At 41.3% G+C, this 18,035-nt stretch carries 15 protein-coding genes and 1 tRNA gene; 13 read left to right on the top strand and 3 right to left on the bottom strand.

From position 1 onward, the window contains the following. The first annotated feature begins 26 nt into the window (after positions 1-26). The 7 genes from ABRT01_RS05715 to ABRT01_RS05685 all read left to right on the top strand — a co-directional run bounded on the left by ABRT01_RS05715 (position 27) and on the right by ABRT01_RS05685 (position 7,678). Positions 27-716, top strand: coding sequence for a Crp/Fnr family transcriptional regulator (locus ABRT01_RS05715; RefSeq protein ID WP_269409795.1), 690 nt, complete (start codon positions 27-29; stop codon positions 714-716). A gap of 301 nt (positions 717-1,017) precedes the next feature. Beyond that, positions 1,018-1,091, top strand: a tRNA-Gly gene (locus tag ABRT01_RS05710). A gap of 252 nt (positions 1,092-1,343) precedes the next feature. Beyond that, on the top strand, positions 1,344-3,044 hold the full coding sequence (locus tag ABRT01_RS05705) for an ABC-ATPase domain-containing protein (protein WP_367746530.1): 1,701 nt from the start codon (positions 1,344-1,346) through the stop codon (positions 3,042-3,044). Positions 3,045-3,242: 198 nt separating this feature from the next. After that, positions 3,243-4,379, top strand: coding sequence for a tRNA epoxyqueuosine(34) reductase QueG (queG, locus tag ABRT01_RS05700; RefSeq protein ID WP_367746528.1), 1,137 nt, complete (start codon positions 3,243-3,245; stop codon positions 4,377-4,379). 454 nt (positions 4,380-4,833) lie between these two features. Then, complete coding sequence (locus ABRT01_RS05695; RefSeq protein ID WP_483308151.1) at positions 4,834-5,526, top strand: response regulator transcription factor; 693 nt, start codon at positions 4,834-4,836, stop codon at positions 5,524-5,526. After that, positions 5,527-6,903, top strand: coding sequence for a HAMP domain-containing sensor histidine kinase (locus ABRT01_RS05690; protein ID WP_367746526.1), 1,377 nt, complete (start codon positions 5,527-5,529; stop codon positions 6,901-6,903). 1 nt (position 6,904) lies between these two features. Next, positions 6,905-7,678: a PepSY domain-containing protein gene (locus ABRT01_RS05685; protein ID WP_367746525.1), complete on the top strand. Its 774-nt coding sequence runs from the start codon at positions 6,905-6,907 to the stop codon at positions 7,676-7,678. 112 nt (positions 7,679-7,790) lie between these two features. On the opposite strand, the gene ABRT01_RS05680 is transcribed toward ABRT01_RS05685, so the two are convergent. After that, positions 7,791-8,474: a DUF4956 domain-containing protein gene (locus ABRT01_RS05680; protein WP_367746524.1), complete on the bottom strand. Its 684-nt coding sequence runs from the start codon at positions 8,472-8,474 to the stop codon at positions 7,791-7,793. A 2-nt stretch (positions 8,475-8,476) separates the two neighbouring features. Then, positions 8,477-9,238 (bottom strand): VTC domain-containing protein, encoded by a 762-nt coding sequence (locus ABRT01_RS05675; RefSeq protein ID WP_367746523.1) that lies wholly within the window; start codon positions 9,236-9,238, stop codon positions 8,477-8,479. A gap of 251 nt (positions 9,239-9,489) precedes the next feature. On the opposite strand from ABRT01_RS05675, the gene folE reads away from it, so the two are divergent. From folE to odhB, 6 genes are all read left to right on the top strand, one after another. Next, positions 9,490-10,053 (top strand): GTP cyclohydrolase I FolE, encoded by a 564-nt coding sequence (folE, locus tag ABRT01_RS05670; protein WP_439649403.1) that lies wholly within the window; start codon positions 9,490-9,492, stop codon positions 10,051-10,053. A gap of 84 nt (positions 10,054-10,137) precedes the next feature. Continuing rightward, positions 10,138-10,686 carry a methylated-DNA--[protein]-cysteine S-methyltransferase gene (locus tag ABRT01_RS05665; RefSeq protein ID WP_367746521.1) on the top strand — a complete coding sequence of 183 codons (549 nt, stop codon included), beginning with the start codon at positions 10,138-10,140 and terminating at the stop codon, positions 10,684-10,686. Between the two features lie 149 nt (positions 10,687-10,835). Then, positions 10,836-11,681 carry an amidase domain-containing protein gene (locus ABRT01_RS05660; RefSeq protein WP_367746520.1) on the top strand — a complete coding sequence of 282 codons (846 nt, stop codon included), beginning with the start codon at positions 10,836-10,838 and terminating at the stop codon, positions 11,679-11,681. Positions 11,682-11,944: 263 nt separating this feature from the next. Continuing rightward, positions 11,945-12,424 carry a tRNA (uridine(34)/cytosine(34)/5-carboxymethylaminomethyluridine(34)-2'-O)-methyltransferase TrmL gene (trmL, locus tag ABRT01_RS05655; RefSeq protein ID WP_367746519.1) on the top strand — a complete coding sequence of 160 codons (480 nt, stop codon included), beginning with the start codon at positions 11,945-11,947 and terminating at the stop codon, positions 12,422-12,424. A gap of 544 nt (positions 12,425-12,968) precedes the next feature. Next, positions 12,969-15,833 carry a 2-oxoglutarate dehydrogenase E1 component gene (locus ABRT01_RS05650; protein WP_367746518.1) on the top strand — a complete coding sequence of 955 codons (2,865 nt, stop codon included), beginning with the start codon at positions 12,969-12,971 and terminating at the stop codon, positions 15,831-15,833. Then, a complete protein-coding gene (gene odhB / locus ABRT01_RS05645) occupies positions 15,820-17,100 on the top strand; it encodes a 2-oxoglutarate dehydrogenase complex dihydrolipoyllysine-residue succinyltransferase (protein WP_367746517.1) in 1,281 nt (426 codons plus the stop codon). Before ABRT01_RS05650 ends, odhB begins: the two co-directional genes overlap by 14 nt. 69 nt (positions 17,101-17,169) lie before the next feature. Here odhB and ABRT01_RS05640 read toward each other — a convergent pair whose 3' ends face one another. After that, positions 17,170-17,820 (bottom strand): coiled-coil domain-containing protein, encoded by a 651-nt coding sequence (locus ABRT01_RS05640; RefSeq protein WP_367746516.1) that lies wholly within the window; start codon positions 17,818-17,820, stop codon positions 17,170-17,172. Between the last annotated feature and the right edge of the window lie 215 nt (positions 17,821-18,035).

The raw sequence follows: 18,035 nt of genomic DNA, 5'->3' as shown, positions 1-18,035 counted from the left end.
TAACCGATAAAAAGGGATGTGAGGGTATGGAACCTTTATTACTACGACTGGATGAAGGTGACTGTGAAAGACTGATTGCCAACACGAAACGATTGTATGTCAAAAAAGGAAGAACCATTTTTAAAGAGGGCAGTACGGCAGGGAACTTGTACTTCATTGAAACTGGTGAGATTCGTATTTTTAAGAACTTGGGTAATGACCGGGAGATTACCATATTCACTCGGGGAGAACAGGATGGTTTTGGGGAAATTGGCATTTTTAGCGGACAAAAATATTCGAATACGGCAAAAGCAGCAAGTGATAGTGTTATTCTTTCCATTCAAAAGGAGACCATTGAATCTATTTTGGCAAGCGATGGTCACCTATGTTTACAGTTTATGCGATGGGTTGCGGAATCTTTGGAAGCAAGTAAGGCACAAATGCGTGACTTTTTGGCCTTTGGATCGGAAGGAGCAGTGGCATCCATGTTTGTTCGTTACGCAAATATGTATGGGATAGTCAGACCAGGCGGGGTACAGATAACCAAACCAGTCATGATTCGTGATATCGGCAAATATATTGGCATTTCCCGGGAAACCGTAAGCCGGATTGTGAATAAGTGGAAAGAAAAAGGCATCATCACAAATGATAATAAATATTTTTTTATAAAAGACATGCAATATTTAAAAAAACTGATTGCTTGTGATGACTGTGGCGTAGAAAATTGCGTACTGTAAGGGGGAAGACAAGTTGACATTTTTCGATAGCTAAGAAAGTATAAAAATCCAGCCTCCGTTCAGCTTATGCCAGAATAGGCTGCGTCCGGCTCCAGCGCCCAGCGGCTAGCAAACTTCAGGTTTCTTCCTACGATAAGTCAACATCGGTTCGCTTCCAGCTTACCGTGTTTCCTTTATCTCGTCAGAACCCTTCCAGTTTGTACGCCGCTAACCGGGCGCTTACGCCTTTGTTCTATAAATCGACAATTTTCTCTTGATTCATAGATAGACAATTGCTATAATAAAAAATGCATTACAAAAAGCGGGTGTAGTTTAGTGGTAAAACCTCAGCCTTCCAAGCTGATGACGAGGGTTCGATTCCCTTCATCCGCTCCATACATATGTCCTAACGCAGTGTTTCGTCGGGTGATCCACGAGGCGTTGCGTTTTTTCATACGCGCAAGTTTCAAACACTACTCGTAACCGCTAATAAAAATTTCCCCACGTTATCTTTTCCAACCTGTTTATCACGCATTAACGGGCAGTAATACCCTACCGATTGAAGTTACACTTTATCACATTTCTTGAATGAAAAGCTTGTCAAATAGTATTCTTAAGAAAGTAAAATTAAATTGATTGAGGGATAGCATGAAACATTTACTGCAACAATTAAAACAATTGGATGGAAAAGGCTATAAAGCATATAAAGATCTACAAGGAAATTATCAGTATGAGGGGTTTACATTGCATATTGATTATGTACAAGGAGATCCGTTTGCTTCACCATCGAAAATTCGTGTCACGGTGCCACAACAGCAGCGTCCGATTAAACAGGAATGGATGGCGCATGATTATCGCAAAGTGGCGACTGAAGATGTGATTGCCCGATCTGTCGGGAAAGTGATCGCAGGTAGTCACTTTCAGATAAAAGGTTCCGGCAAAAGTGGGGCGGTTATGTTTGATACCCCGGGACAGGAAATTTTGGAGCGCAGTGCAGTACAGGTCGATAAAACCGGGACAACTATTTGCATTTCGGTTGGATTGCCTGCGAATGGCCGGCGTATTAATGGACGAGAAGCAACGAAATTATTTGCAACAGTTATTCCGGCTATTGTAAAAAAGTCGATCTTTACCATCACAGATGAAGAAATTGAGCAGGCTGTAAAGTTGGCTGATCAGCAAGAGGCAATTCGAACAGAAATGAAAAAACAAGACTGGATTGCCTTTATTGCCAATGGAGCGGTTTTACCACGGGAAAGCGGGGTAAGCAATCGACCATTGAAACAGGCAGTTCCATTTCAAAGCCCCAAGGAAAACCAAGTGACGATTGACTTGCCGCATTCCGCTGAACCAATTACCGGCATGGCCATCAAAAAAGGAATCACATTAATTGTTGGTGGCGGTTATCATGGAAAAAGTACGGTTCTTGAGGCGATGGAACGTGGGGTTTATCCGCATACGAAGGGAGACGGGCGTGAATTTGTTTTAACCGATCCCGATGCCGTGAAAATTCGTGCAGAAGACGGCCGGCAAATTACCGGGGTGAATATTTCTCCGTTTATTTCTAATTTGCCGCATAAACAGGATACCGAATGTTTCTCCACGGAAAATGCAAGCGGCAGCACATCACAAGCAGCCAATGTGATGGAAGCATTGGAAGTTGGCGCAACGACATTACTGATTGACGAAGATACCAGTGCAACCAACTTTATGATTCGTGACCACCGCATGCAACAACTGGTGAAACAGGAACAAGAGCCGATTACTCCATTTATTGACAAGGTAAAACAAATGCGTGATCAGCTTAATGTGTCCACGATCCTGGTGATGGGCGGTTCCGGTGATTATTTTGCTGTTGCTGACGAGGTGATTATGATGGATGAATATGTACCATACAATGTAACCGAAAAGGCACGAACCATTATGGAAGACTACCCAATAGAGCGTGATACTGCTAAAGATGGTGCATTTGGCAAGATCGCCAAGCGTCACCTGAAACAGAACAGTTTGCAAACACAAAAAGGCAAGCGATCCAAGACACAGGCCAAAGGATTAACAACAATTCTGATGGGTCGAACAGAAATTTCGTTTGATCAAACCGAACAATTGGTAGATGCCTCGCAAACGCGGATGATCGCCGAAATTATTGCTTATCTGGATCGGACAAATGGTTTGGAAAAGGCTGGTACATTAGCGGAATTGCTTGCAGATTTGGAATGGAAAATGGATACGGACGGATTGGCTTCATTCACGACATTTCCCAACCAGCATCCAGGAGATATTGCCCGCCCACGGAAATATGAAATTGCCGCCGTTTTGAACCGGATCAGGACATTAAAAGTGGGATAGGGGGCACCTTGTCCTACCATTTTTGGGGGATCGTCGATAAAAGCGCAGAGCTCGCCGATAAAATAATGAAAGCCGCTGATAAATTTTGCACACAAAGTTTAGTAGGTAGGGATTGTTCAAAATTAGCTGACGACGACTCCTTTTTGATAGTTTAGAAACAGACATCACATACCCGAGCGATAGAAAGAAGTGAATCAAATGGATGTAGAGCAATTAAAACAGGATATCATCGCCTACAGTAAAGAAATCGGCATCGACAAGATTGGATTTGCAGCAGCTGATGTGTTTGGCGAATTGAAAGAACGGCTGAGACGCCAACAGGAACTTGGCTACCAGTCGGGTTTTGAGAAGGGATCGATTGAGGAACGCACGGAACCAAATCGATTATTGCCGGAAGCACAATCCATCCTGTCCATCGCCATTGCTTACCCTTCCCGAATGAAACATGCACCAAAAGGAACCAAACAAGAACGACGGGGCATTTTCTGCCGGGCATCCTGGGGCACTGATTATCATGTGGTTTTACGGGAACGGCTAAAGAAATTGTCGGCATTCATTTTGGAAAAGGTTCCTGAAGCGCAGACAAAAGTGATGGTCGATACAGGTGAACTTTCCGATCGTGCCGTGGCAGAGCGAGCCGGCATTGGTTTTAGCGGGAAAAATTGTGCCATTATTACTCCGGAATTTGGTTCGTACGTGTATCTTGGCGAGTTAATAACGAACATTCCATTTATCCCGGATACACCGGTAGAGGATAGCTGCGGGGAATGCCGGAAGTGTCTGGATGCCTGTCCAACCGGGGCGCTAGTCCAAGGCGGTCAATTAAATGCCCAGCGCTGTCTCTCCTTTTTAACCCAGACAAAAGGATTTTTAGCGGACGAATTTCGAGTTGAATTGGGTAATCGGGTATATGGCTGTGATACGTGCCAACAAGTCTGTCCTAAAAACAAGCATATGGATTTTCACCTTCATCCGGAAATAGAACCGGAACCAGAAGCGGCTAAACCGAAGCTCAAACCAATGTTGCGCATGTCCAACCGGGAATTTAAAGCAACGTTTGGTCATATGGCCGGATCCTGGCGCGGCAAAAAGCCAATCCAGCGTAATGCGATCATCGCACTTGCCCATTTTAAAGATGAAACAGCTGTTGAAGAATTGATTGCCGTCATGGACAATGATCCACGACCGGTCATTCGTGGAACTGCAGCATGGAGCCTTGGTAAAATTGGAACAGAAACAGCAATCGCTGCATTAAGAGAGGCCAAGGTGAAGGAAACAGATGATCAGGTATTATTTGAAATGGAAAAAGGATTGGAAATGGTTCAATCAGTTTGATTGCTTTTTCCTTAATACAAAGACAAGAGCTGTTCAATAGTGTTTCTCATCGAATTTTAATGTTATTCTTATTTGGTTTTCATTTTCCTCAGGTATGATACAGATGAAAAATAAAAAACCCATCGAGATGGAATTAATAGTGTTTCTCATCGAATTTTAATGTTATTCTTATTTGGTTTTCATTTTCCTCAGGTATGATACAGATGAAAAATAAAAAACCCATCGAGATGGAATTAATAGTGTTTCTCATCGAATTTTAATGTTATTCTTATTTGGTTTTCATTTTCCTCAGGTATGATACAGATGAAAAATAAAAAACCCATCGAGATGGAATTAGATGATTGGGTAAACGGGTGCATAGCAAGGCATCCGTTTTTTTGATAGATGAAATTCCCGGAATTGTAAGTAGCCAATCTTTCGTTTAAGATGGGATTAATGAACGGGAGGGGACTTGATGGTGGCTGAACGTATTTTGATCGTTGAAGATGAGGCAAAAATCGCCCGCGTGATTCAATTGGAATTGGAACATGAAGGTTATACGGTAGAAATTGCTCGAGATGGTAGAAAAGGTCTTGACAAGGTTAAGCAAAACCACCATGACCTTGTGTTGCTGGATATCAGATTACCAGAATTAAATGGGCTTGAGGTGCTAAGGCGTATTCGTAAATCCGGAAATACATTACCTGTCATCCTTTTAACGGCAAGAAATTCAACTCCAGACAAGGTCAGCGGACTCGATCAAGGTGCGGATGATTATATTTCCAAGCCATTTGAAATTGAAGAGCTTCTTGCAAGAATTCGTGCTTGTTTACGAACACATGACAAGTTCACGGAAGACAATCATGATGTGTTACAAATAGAGGATTTAACGGTAAATAGAAAAACACGCGAAGTTATTCGGAAAGGGCATGCCATTGAACTAACACCACGCGAATTTGACCTGCTCATTTATCTCATGGGAAATGCAAAGCAGGTGTTAACCAGGGAACAAATTTTAACAAATGTATGGGGATTTGATTATTTTGGGGATACAAATGTAGTCGATGTGTATATTAGATATCTCAGGAAAAAAATAGACCAAGGTTTTGACATGCCACTTATTCATACCGTACGCGGCGTGGGATACACATTAAAGGGGAAGCAATGAATGAGACTTCGACGATTGATTTATCTTTTCTCCACCGTGTGGTTGCTCATTACCCTGCTCATTGTAAATATCGCTATCTATTTATTGTTTTATAAAATTACAACGAACGGTGAGCTCGATCGCATGTTGGCACAAACGGAAAATATTGTGTCAGCTGTCAGCCCGGATAACAATGTAGACACAAAGGAGCTGCTTCGTGCATATTTGCCAGCCAATGGGATGATTAGCGTGGTTGATAGAAACTCACATTCAATTGTAACTACAACAAAGAATACTAAAATGAGAGATTATACGCCTGAGTTTAAAAATACACAATCATCAGAAATCCATTATATCAACGGTGAAACATACGGGGTCGTGTCGCTGCCGATTATTTGGGAAAACGGTCAGGTAGTTTCTCTGGAAGTCACCGAAAATCTTGCTGAAATGAATCAAACATTGAATGAATTGAAAATTGTATTAATCATCGCCTTTATAGTTGTGATAATCCCTTCCATACTCGGCGGCCGGCTGTTGGGCAATATTCTTTTAAAGCCGATCAATTCAATGATTAATACGATGAAAGAGATCCAACAAAGCGGTACATTCAAGAAAATCCCGCTTGGACACAAACACCAGGACGAATTGTATAAAATGGCGGACATGTTTAATCATACGATGGATATTCTTGAATCCAATTTTGAAAAACAGCAAGCATTCGTTTCTGATGCATCTCATGAATTGAAAACACCGTTAACCATTATTGAAAGCTATGCAAGTATCCTGAAACGCTGGGGAATGAAAAGTCCGGATGTGCTGGAAGAATCAATTGAAGCGATCCATTCCGAGACCGTCCGGATGAAGGAAATGACCAATCAAATGTTACAGCTGGCAGAAAATCCCGAAGACCTTAATTTGGAATTTTCAAGTGTAAATCTGGTGGATCTTTGTGAGAAAACAGCACAAATGTTTGAAAAAGCCCAGCATCGGCAGGTACGCGTGCAATCAGCAGTGGAACAAGCATTAACTTGGGCGGATGAATCGAAACTAAAACAACTTCTGTTTATTTTTTTGGATAATGCATTGAAATACAGCTCCAAGGTGATTCAAATTATGGTCGGTCGGGAGGGGGAAAACGTTTTTTTGGCTGTACAGGATCACGGTATTGGTATCCCGGAAGATGAGGTAGACCAAGTTTTTGACCGTTTTTTCCGAGTTGACAAAGCAAGGAGTCGTCAAAGCGGTGGTACAGGACTGGGATTGGCAATCGCCAGACAAATTGTCGCGGCTCACCACGGATCCGTTCACCTTGATAGCGTAATGGGGGAAGGAACAAAAGTGACCGTCTTTTTCCCAGCCTTAAAAACTGGTTCAACATCAAACGTCAAGGGGGATTGAAATGAAAAAGAAATGGCTAACTGTTTTGGCCGTCTCGTTATTGATTGCCGGAATTGCTGTTGGATCGAAGCAAATATTGGCTGCCCAAAAGGATAAAACTTTGACTAAGTCTGAAGCAATTGAATCGGCCGAGGCAAAATACGCCGGTAACGTAAAAAAAATCGCGCTACACGATGATATTTACGAAATTGATCTGGAAAATACATTAGGCAAATATCATGTTCGCTTAAGCAAAGATACAGGAAATATTTTGGACCTTTCACTGGTAGAGAAGCAAAAAGGGAATGAGAACGATCAAGAGGGATTACCTGAACCCAAAATTGATGAACAACAGGCAAAGAAGATAGCATTAGATCGAATGGATGATAACGGAAAAATCTCAAAGATCCATTTAATAATGGAAAACGGCATCCCGGTTTACAAGGTCCATGCCAAAAGCAATAAGGACCCGGTCGAGTTAACAGTGAATGGAAATAACGGAAATATTTTATTCTATGAACAGGAAGAAAATGATCAAGAAGACGAAGCTCAAACCAACGAGACAGAGGTGCCCCAAACCCTTATTTCCGTGGAAGAAGCAAAAAAAATTGCCTTATCAGAGGTGCCGGGATCCATTGATGATGTTGATAAAGAGGAAAGCGATGGGTCCTTTGTATATGAGGTCGAGATAGAGACAAATGAGGGGGATGTCGAGGTTGTGATCCAGGCATTTACCGGTGAAGTTCTCTCCGTCACATTTGAAGATGACGATGATGACGACGATGATGATGACTAAATTTATAAAATGAAAAAATGAAAAACATCTCCCGAATCTATGATTTAGGAGATGTTTTTTGTAGAAGTTCCATTTTTGAAGATCCCCTGTTATTAAAAATTTGATCCACCCGTTATTCCTCGGTTTGCAGATAGGATATGGTGACTTTCAAATTTGCATTTTTTTCGCGAATGTGATCCAGTAATTCCTTGTCTTTCGTAGTATCCTTGCTTCTGATTGCATACGTGTATAAAATCATTGTACCAAGGTTGGTCGTTTCGATTTGCCGAAGATGATGGCTTAATGTATAGGTTTCAAAAGCTTTGTCCAATAGGTGCTCATGATTTAAGTTTTCAGGGATCGTCACTTTTAAAATTTGCGTATCTTTACCCTTTCCATAGTTAAATTTATACAGCAGGTAGAAAATGACACAAGGAAATATGGTTAAGGCAACCGCCAGACCAAATTGATACAGGCCACATGTCATTCCAACGCAAAGCCCGAAAAAAATATAAGCAATGTCTTTTGCATTCGTGACTGCACTTCGAAATCGGATCAGGGAAAATACCGCAAATAATCCAAAAGCAACACCGGCATTTCCACTGACAACATTCATTACAACCGACACAACTACACTCATCATAATGATGGTATGCACAAATGATTGCGAATATCGTTCCCCGGTAAATGTCATCTGATAAACTTTGGTAATGATTAAACTAAGAACTGCCGCCAGGGCCATGGCAAACAAACCCATGAAGATATTTGCTTCACTTTCGACGCCACTGCCTGTAAAAAAGTCATTAATAAAATCCATCTTTACATGCCTCCTATTTTCATAAGTTCCGTTAAACGCTCACCTGGAACCATTTCACTTTTTAACAGTTCCAGACTTGTGCAAAACTTTGAGATGCTTTTTTGCTGACAATTAAGACTTTGTAATATTCGTGTCAGCCATAAAGGAACACTATGACTAACTTTCACTTCCAAAATGATGATATCTGGGTTAATAAAATTTTCGCCGTACGGACCATGATCAACCCACAAATCATCTTTGCGACAGCGTAAATTAGAATCGAATGTGATCCTTAAATCTGGATCATCCATACAATGAAGGGCATGCCGATCATAGCTGACCACCATTTCTGGAACTAATTTGTATAGCTGCATGAAATGGTGTATTTCCCGAAAACCTTGAAGATTGGATGTATGATAATCTTCCAATACAGGGTTCGCATCATGGAATAAGTAATCGTAAGCCTCCATAAGGGGAAGGACGATCCTTCTCTTGTTGACAACATTTTTGTGCTTTTGTTTAATTTCAAAGAATGCATTACTAAAGATATCTGCTTCATCATATATCCGTAAGCGAAGTTTTTGGCGAATTTTTAATTTGTTCTTCGTTTCAAAATAAATGGTTTGATCCTTGCTATCAAAATACAAACTGGTAACTGTATAATGCCCATCTATCCCATTTCTGTCTGGCCGCATGAAAGGCGAAGTTTGAATGAGTAGTTGCTCATATTGTTCCTTTGACAGCAGATATTTTTGTTCTCTTCTTTTGAATATTTCAATCGCCATTTTCCTCACCTCCTTTCCTTTGATGTCTCTACTATAAGTGTTCATTCTGAATGCAGGTTGTGAAGGAGATTAGAAATTGATGAGATCAGCACCAATCCCGAGCTGAAACGGACGGAATATAATATTTGCTTTACATCTATTTCTTTGGTAAGTATTTATAATGGGATGTGAAGCTTTTAAATTGGGATACGATACGTGATATAATTCCTTTATGCTTATTAAAAATATAATTTTGATTGGAGGTTTACACTGTGAGTGTGAATCATGAAAAAATAGAACAAGCTGTTACAATGATTATTGAAGCAATTGGTGAAGACCCGACACGTGAAGGCCTGCTTGACACGCCAAAACGGGTTGCGCGCATGTATGAGGAAATTTTTCAAGGACTAAAACAGGATCCGAGGGAATATTTAGCGACTGTTTTTGGTGAAGATCATGAAGAATTGGTCCTGGTGAAAGACATTCCCTTCTATTCCATGTGTGAACATCATTTTGCCCCATTTTATGGAATGGCTCATGTAGGTTATATCCCTCGGGGAGGGCGTGTAACGGGTTTAAGCAAATTGGCAAGAGCTGTGGAGTCAGTCGCTAAAAGGCCGCAACTACAGGAGCGACTTACAACAACGGTCGCTGACTCTATTGTGGAAGTTTTGGAACCACACGGGGTAATCGTTGTCCTGGAGGCAGAACACATGTGCATGACCATGCGAGGTGTCAAAAAGCCAGGATCAAAAACAGTGACATCTGCGGTAAGGGGTATATTTGAAAAAGATGCATCTGCACGTGCTGAAGCGATGACATTAATCAAAGGTTAATACACAATGAAATAGGATGTTCAAACAGCCGGTAAAAATGACGAGGCAGGCCCAATCAACTTTTAGCATGAGGGAGTGGGGGAAATGACTGAGACAACGCTTTTTTATGATGAAATAAAAACCCCGATCGGTCCATTGTTATTGCTCAGTAATGGAGAAGAACTGGTTCGACTTGATTATGGAACGATGCGTGATTTGGAACCGTCCATGACGAAATGGGGAGCACGTTATTTTACTAATTCCGTATTTGTTAACGATCCGGAAAAAGTCGAACATACAAAGCAACAGCTCCAGCAATATTTTGAAGATGGGAAGATGGATTTCACGATTAATTTTGTGTTTTATGGAACTCCTTTTCAAAAACGGGTATGGCAAGCTTTATATGATACGATTCCGTATGGAGAAACGCGGACTTATAAAGATATTGCAGTGGAAATTGGTAACCCTAAAGCTGTTCGTGCAGTTGGCGGTGCGGTCAATAAAAATCCATTTTCGATTATTGTCCCATGTCATCGGGTGATTGGTGCTAATGGCAAAATGGTCGGATATAACGGCGGACTTGATAAAAAGGAATACTTGTTGACGCATGAGCGAGCCCATAAGCATGGTAGAAGTGCAGTGATTACTGATTGAATGCCAGGTTAGTTGAAGTAGTGCGCAAAACAGAATTGTGATAGGCGTCGATTAGATTGCCTGACATCGATCGAAAATTGATCAAAACATGAAAAATCATGCGTTAAATGGGCTTCCCCCTCATATAGATGTAGTGGAGGGGATTTTTGATGGATAGGTTAGCTAACTGGTGGCTGGATTTTTTTCAAGCGGAACCTGGTCGTGAAAAATGGTGGGAAAGAAAAAAAGCATTATGTCAAGATCGCGGCGTGGAAATAACCCAAATTCGGGGGGACGGACATGTATTCGAGGAATTACGGTACGATCAGCAATCTACCTTTCAATACCTCCTGCACTTATCCTTTTTAATGAAACAAAAGGGTTATTTTTATCAGGAAGAGCATGTTCTCCCACTAAAATTCCGCGTGCGTAATGAACAGATTGAACATATTAAGCTTGATGTACAACCGGAAAAACATGTTGAAAGTATTTCTTCGGAGCTTGCAGATTTTCATGACACTGCCGGATATCGTTTTAACTATGATCGTCTTGCTGCGGTAAAGTATGCGGAGCGGTGGTGGAACGATTATAATCCGGCGTTTCGTAAATTTCAGGTCGACTGCACGAATTATATTTCACAATGTCTGTATGCCGGTGGTGCTCCAATGCGTGGTGCCCCAAACAGGGGAAAAGGCTGGTGGTATCAAAACGATAATTGGAGCTATAGTTGGGCAGTAGCTCATGCCCTCCGTTGGTATTTGAGCGGCTCAACACAGGGATTGAAAGGCAGGGAACTGGAATCAGCCGATGAGTTAATACCTGGTGATGTGATTTGTTACGATTTTGAAGGGGATGGCAGGTTCGATCATAACACGATTGTGGTCGCCAAAGATGCATACGGCATGCCACTGGTCAATGCCCATACCGAGAATTCGCGCAATCGTTACTGGTCCTACGAGGATTCAACCGCTTGGACGCCCAATATCACCTATAAGTTTTTCCGTATTGGTGAGTAGTGGTATACTATTCTTCGTATTTATAAAAAATAAGGATGTTCAAAAAGTCCGGTAAAAATGACGTGCCCCTGCAAAAAGGGGTATGCCGACGCCTGAGCGCAAGCCCGTTTTTAGTCGGCCTTCCTTTGAAGAAGTTCGTTGGCTTGCTTTTCCGCTCCTCATGTACCTTTTTGTACACTCCGGTGCTCAAAGCTACGTCGCCTTGAACTTCTCGGTCCTTTTTATCCTCCTTTTGAACACATTATATAAGGAGAAGAGAAATTGTGAGTTTACATGTCGTTTTGTATCAACCAGAAATTCCAGCAAATACCGGAAATATTGCCAGAACATGTCTGGCAACGAATGCAACACTTCATTTAATCCATCCACTAGGGTTTTCAACGAACGATAAAATGGTACGCAGGGCAGGGCTCGATTATTGGCAACATGTTGATGTACGTGAACATGATTCGATGGACTCCTTCTATGCCGAATATCCAAATGGTGAATTTTATTATATTGAGAACTTTGGAACAAAATATTACACGGACTTCGATTTTAGCGACCCGGATACAGAATTGTTTTTCGTGTTTGGCAGGGAAACGACTGGTATTCCAAAAAGTTTGTTAGTGGGAAAAGAAGACCATTGTTTGCGTATTCATATGTCTAATTCCGATAAGGTTCGCTCGCTTAATTTATCAAACACAGCGGCGATTATCGTTTATGAAGCATTGCGACAACAGGGTTTTTACGGTTTGCATTAAAAATAAACTGGTTCCCCTCGTGTTGAAATTTCGGCACAAGCGGAACTGTGCAGTATAATTAAAAAGCTGTTCCATGTTGAATGGAGCAGCTTTCATTAATTTGACTATTGTTTTCTGGGCTTTCCTGCTTTTGCATCATATCCCGCAGTGAAAATAGATATGATAAATGTAACAACAACCCCCATTAATAATGCCAACTTCATGTGTGGTGCCTCCTTTTTTATGTAACAGACTCCTCTTCCTAGATTATAACCTAATTATAGCGAAAAATTTCCCGGATGTGAACCATAAGAAAAAAAGATATGAAAGTCCTGTCAGTATTTACATTTTAAAAGTTGCGCACAGCTAATTTAATTTACTATGCAATAAATTCATTATTTTACAAATATCATAACTCCTATTTCACTTTGGAACTGATGTTGTTTTACCTCATAAAATAGGGTATATTAGTTGATGTAGTCACCTGACCGGTCTATAATGGATACGGAATTTGAAAATACCGTTGTTTAACGGTACAGTTAACTGCTAATGGGGGTATATTAACGTGGCACAAAGTGAAGAATCTCATGAAAGATTCTGGGGAGAATTTTTTGGACCAAACTTAGGGTATATTGAAGAACAATATGAGATATACAAAGAGGATCCGGAAGCAATTGATGCATCTTTAAAAGAAATGTTTGATCAATATGGAGCTCCCGAATTGCCGCATCATACCAATGGTGCTGCACCGATATCACAAGCTTCAACTTCCATTAATGACGTTAAAAAATTGACCTCGGCAATGAAACTTGTGGAGGCTATTCGTCGTTACGGTCATTTGGAAGCCGACATTTATCCAGTCGGAAGAAGTAGAAAACGTAAGTCAGAACTTGTAGAGCCAGAGTCGTACGGATTAACAGAGGAAGATTTAAAAGGTATTCCTGCCTCCTGGTTATGGGAAGATGCACCGGGCCACATCGAGAATGGACTTGATGTCGTTGAACAATTAAAGAAATATTATTCCGGTACGATCACGTTTGAATATGATCACGTAAATAATGATGACGAACGAAAATGGTTGCTGGAACGTATCGAATCAGGAGATCTCTTATTATCGTTATCCGCTGAGGAAAAGAAACAACTATTGGAACGGCTTGCACATGTAGAAGGTTTTGAGGAATTTTTACAAAAAACGTTTGTTGGGCAAAAACGTTTTTCCATCGAAGGACTGGAAGTAATGATTCCGATGCTTGATCAGGTCGTCAAGCATGCGACAGATGAAAAAATTGATCATATTATGATGGGGATGGCACACCGCGGCCGACTGAGTGTTTTGTCACATATATTGGGAAAACCATATGACAAAATATTTTCCGAGTTTCACCATTCACCAGACAAGGAGTTAATTCCATCTGAAGGATCGATGGGGATTAACTATGGCTGGACTGGTGATGTGAAGTATCATTTGGGAGCAACAACGGAGGTCAGAGACGGTGACGACGAGTCGACACGCATTACATTGGCAAATAACCCGTCCCACTTGGAATTTGTCAATTCGGTTGTTCAAGGGATTACCAGAGCGGCACAAGACGATCGGAGTGAAAGGGGTTATCCAAAACAAGACTTGGACAAAGCATTTAATGTGTTAATTCATGGGGATGCCGCTTTTATTGGAGAAGGTGTCGTTGCGGAATCTTTAAATCTGAGCGGATTGCCAGGTTATCGAACTGGTGGAACCTTGCATTTAATTACCAACAACCTTGTCGGATATACGACTGATCAAAAAGACGGACGTTCTACTCGTTATGCAAGTGATTTGGCAAAAGGGTTTGAGATCCCGATCATTCATGTTAATGCCGACGATCCGATTGCCTGTATTTCAGCTATGAACTTTGCCTATGAATATCGGAAAACATTCCATAAAGACTTTTTAATTGATTTGGTAGGTTACCGCCGCTATGGCCATAATGAAATGGATGAACCAAGAACAACCCAGCCGCAGCTTTATCAGGAGATTGATAAACATCCGACTGTTGCTACTGTGTTTGCGAATGCTCTGCAAGAAGAAGGTGTTTTGGAAGACAATGCCTTGTCGCAAATGAAAGAAAAAGTACAAGGTGATTTGCGGGATATCTTTGAAGGTATGAAAGAAAATGATAATGGCCATGCAGAAGCAAAAAGCATGCCAAAAGCACTGACCAATGGTATTGACCGCTTTGAAACGGCAGTTCCACTTGACCAATTAAAGGAATTAAATGAAGGGTTGCTAAAACGTCCAGAGGGGTTTACTGGCTTTAAGAAGTTGGAGAAAATCTTAAAGCGGCGTGAGAGCATGCTGGATAAAGGAAATAAGGTCGACTGGGGTGCCGGGGAAGCATTGGCCTATGCCTCCATTTTAAAGGACGGTATTCCAATTCGCTTGACCGGTCAGGACTCCGAGCGTGGAACATTTGCACACCGTCATGTTGTATTGCATGATGTCGAAAAACGTGATTCGTATTGCTTAATGCATGGTTTGGATGAGGCAAAGGCATCATTTGATATTCGTAACAGTCCACTTTCAGAAGCTGGCGTATTGGGCTTTGAATATGGCTACAGCGTTCAATCACCAAACACATTGGTCTTATGGGAAGCACAATTTGGCGATTTTGCGAATGCCGCACAAGTGATCTTTGACCAGTTTATTTCCGCCTCCCGTGCTAAATGGGGCGAGAAATCAAACATGGTTGTCCTTCTGCCGCATGGCTATGAAGGTCAAGGTCCAGAACACTCCAGTGCACGATTGGAACGTTTTCTGCAACTGGCTGCAGAAAATAATATGATTGTCGCCAACGTGACATCATCGGCACAATTTTTCCATTTAATCCGTCGTCAAGCAGCGATGCGTGGGCGTGAGGAAGCTAGACCATTGATTTTAATGACACCAAAAAGTTTATTAAGAAATCAGCGTGTTGCATCAGAAGCAAAGGAATTTACAGAGGGGAAATTCCAGCCGCTTCGGTCACAGCCTAATTTGAAAGTAAGCAAGAAAAATGCTAAACGACTACTGATCGGCAGCGGAAAAGTCATGGTCGACATTGAGGACGCAATCGATAAATCTGAAAACTCATTTGACTGGCTCCGTGTGTTGCGATTGGAGCAAATCTATCCATTTCCAAAAAAAGAATTGGTGAAAGAACTGGAGCAGCTGCCTAACCTGGAAGAAATCGTTTGGGTCCAGGAAGAACCGCAAAATATGGGTGCCTGGGTCATTGTTGTTGAATATCTGAAAGAATTGGTGAAAGAAGGCCAGTCCATCCGATATGTTGGTCGTCCAAACCGTTCTGCTCCAGCAGTTGGAGAACCCAATGTGCATAAAACTGAACAAAACCAAGTCGTCCAAGAAGCAATAAGAGAACCACAAGGAGGAGATACCCGTGAAAGAGATTAAAATACCGGAGCTGGCAGAATCCATTACAGAAGGAACAATCGCCGAATGGTTAGTAAAAAAAGGTGACAAGATTGAAAAAGGTGACGCCGTTGTTGAACTGGAGACAGATAAAGTAAACGTGGAGGTTAATGCTGATTCCGCTGGGGTACTTACCGAAATCGTCGCCAATGAAGGTGATGATGTCGAAGTTGGAGATGTGATCGCCAAAGTTGACGAAAATGGGGAAGCTTCTGGAGATACGTCTTCATCCGAAACAAAAGACAAAGCGAAAGCAGATGAACAGCCAAAACAGGAAGAATCAAAACAAGAGGCACCAAAACAAGCGGAACCACAAAAAGATCAACAGGCAGATGACAACAAACAAGATGTGGTTGCTTCACCTGCAGCTAGAAAACGCGCGCGTGAATTAAACATTGATTTGAGCCAGGTTAGTACTCGCGATCCATTGGGCCGGGTTCGTCCGGAAGATGTTGAAGCAGCAGCCAAGGCTGAAAATGAGCCAAAACAAGAGCAAAAGCCGACCAAACAAGAAGCAACAAAGCAATCCGAAAAGACGGAATTTGACAAGCCTGTTGAGCGCATCAAGCTATCCAGACGTCGCCAAACGATTGCCAAGAATCTTGTTGCTGTACAGCATGAAACTGCCATGTTGACAACTTTTAATGAAGTCGATATGACCGCAGTGATGAAATTGCGTAGTGAACGGAAAGAGAACTTCATCAAAAAACATGATGTTAAACTTGGCTTTATGTCATTCTTTACCAAAGCAGTTGTTGGGGCACTAAAAGAATTTCCGGAAATCAACTCGGAAATTCAAGGCAATGAACTGGTATTGAAGAAGTTTTACGATATCGGAATTGCTGTATCAACAGAAGAGGGATTGGTCGTACCAGTTGTTCGTGATGCCGATCGTCTTGATTTCGCTGGTGTTGAACGTGCGATTGGTGAACTCAGTGTGAAGGCCAAAAATAAAGAACTGTCATTAAAAGACTTACAAGGTGGTACATTCACAATCACAAATGGCGGTACATTCGGATCGATGATGTCAACACCGATTCTAAATGCACCACAGGTAGGTATCTTGGGAATGCATAACATTATAAAACGACCAATGGCAATGCCGGATGGTTCCATTGAAGTGCGGCCAATGATGTATCTTGCCCTATCCTATGACCACCGTGTTGTGGATGGCGCGGAAGCCGTACAATTCCTGGTACGCATTAAACAGATGTTAGAAGACCCATATGATTTATTGTTAGAAGGCTAATGTAAATATAAAAGCCCCATCTTGGTTAAATATCATGACGGGGCTTTTGTATGTCAAATGAATGGAGGATTATTGCTGTGTTGTAGTTACTCTTTTAAGTAATTTGATATCAGATTGCATGTCAGAAACCGTCTCCTTTAGTGTATCCACATCCGCCTTTAATTCTGTATTTTTGCCAACCTGATCTTTTGTATATTTAACATCGTGATGGACTTGTCTAAGAAGGTTATATTCCATACTATGATTTGTTTTGAGGAGTGAATGATTCATTGCCATTTCTTCCTTAAGATTTTTAAAGCCGCTATTCATTGTTTTCTCGAGTGAATCCATTTTCGTTTCAATTGCGTCAAATTTGCTATCCTGGGCATTAAAACGACTATCAATTTTGTCAAACTTGCCATCCTGAGCATCAAGACGATTGTCAATTGCATCAAACCTATCGTCTTGGACATCAAAACGATTATCGATTGCGTCAAATCTATCCTCCTGGGCATCAAAACGTTTTTCAAGTGAATCGAATTTATCCTCTTGGGTATCGAAACGTTTCTCGAGTGAATCGAATTTATCCTCCTGGGTATCGAAACGTTTCTCGAGCGAGTCAAACCTATTTTCTTGGACGTCAAACCGTTTTTCAAGGGAATCTAGCTTACCTTCTTGTGAATCGAACTTACTGTTTAATTTATTTATTTCTGTTAAAACTAGTTGAATATCTTCATGCATTTTTAGAGCCTCCTTTTTTCTAATATTTATCTCTATTATAGCATGTTTAAGGAATTAGTCATCTTGATGAAATGCTATTTTGAAAGGTTTAACCCAGTTCAAATTTGTAAAATCAACAGAGGAAAATAATGGTTTCCGGATGTCAAAGATGAGGCTGGGACAAAACTCCAGTAAATAAAAATTAAGGCGTAGGAGCTTACACTAAAAAAAGTGTA

Source organism: Lentibacillus sp. L22, assembly GCF_040812445.1.
Lineage (GTDB): Bacteria > Bacillota > Bacilli > Bacillales > Amphibacillaceae > Lentibacillus_C > Lentibacillus_C daqui.
Note: the sequence above shows the minus strand (reverse complement) of the source record. Positions and strands in the feature narration are given on the sequence as shown.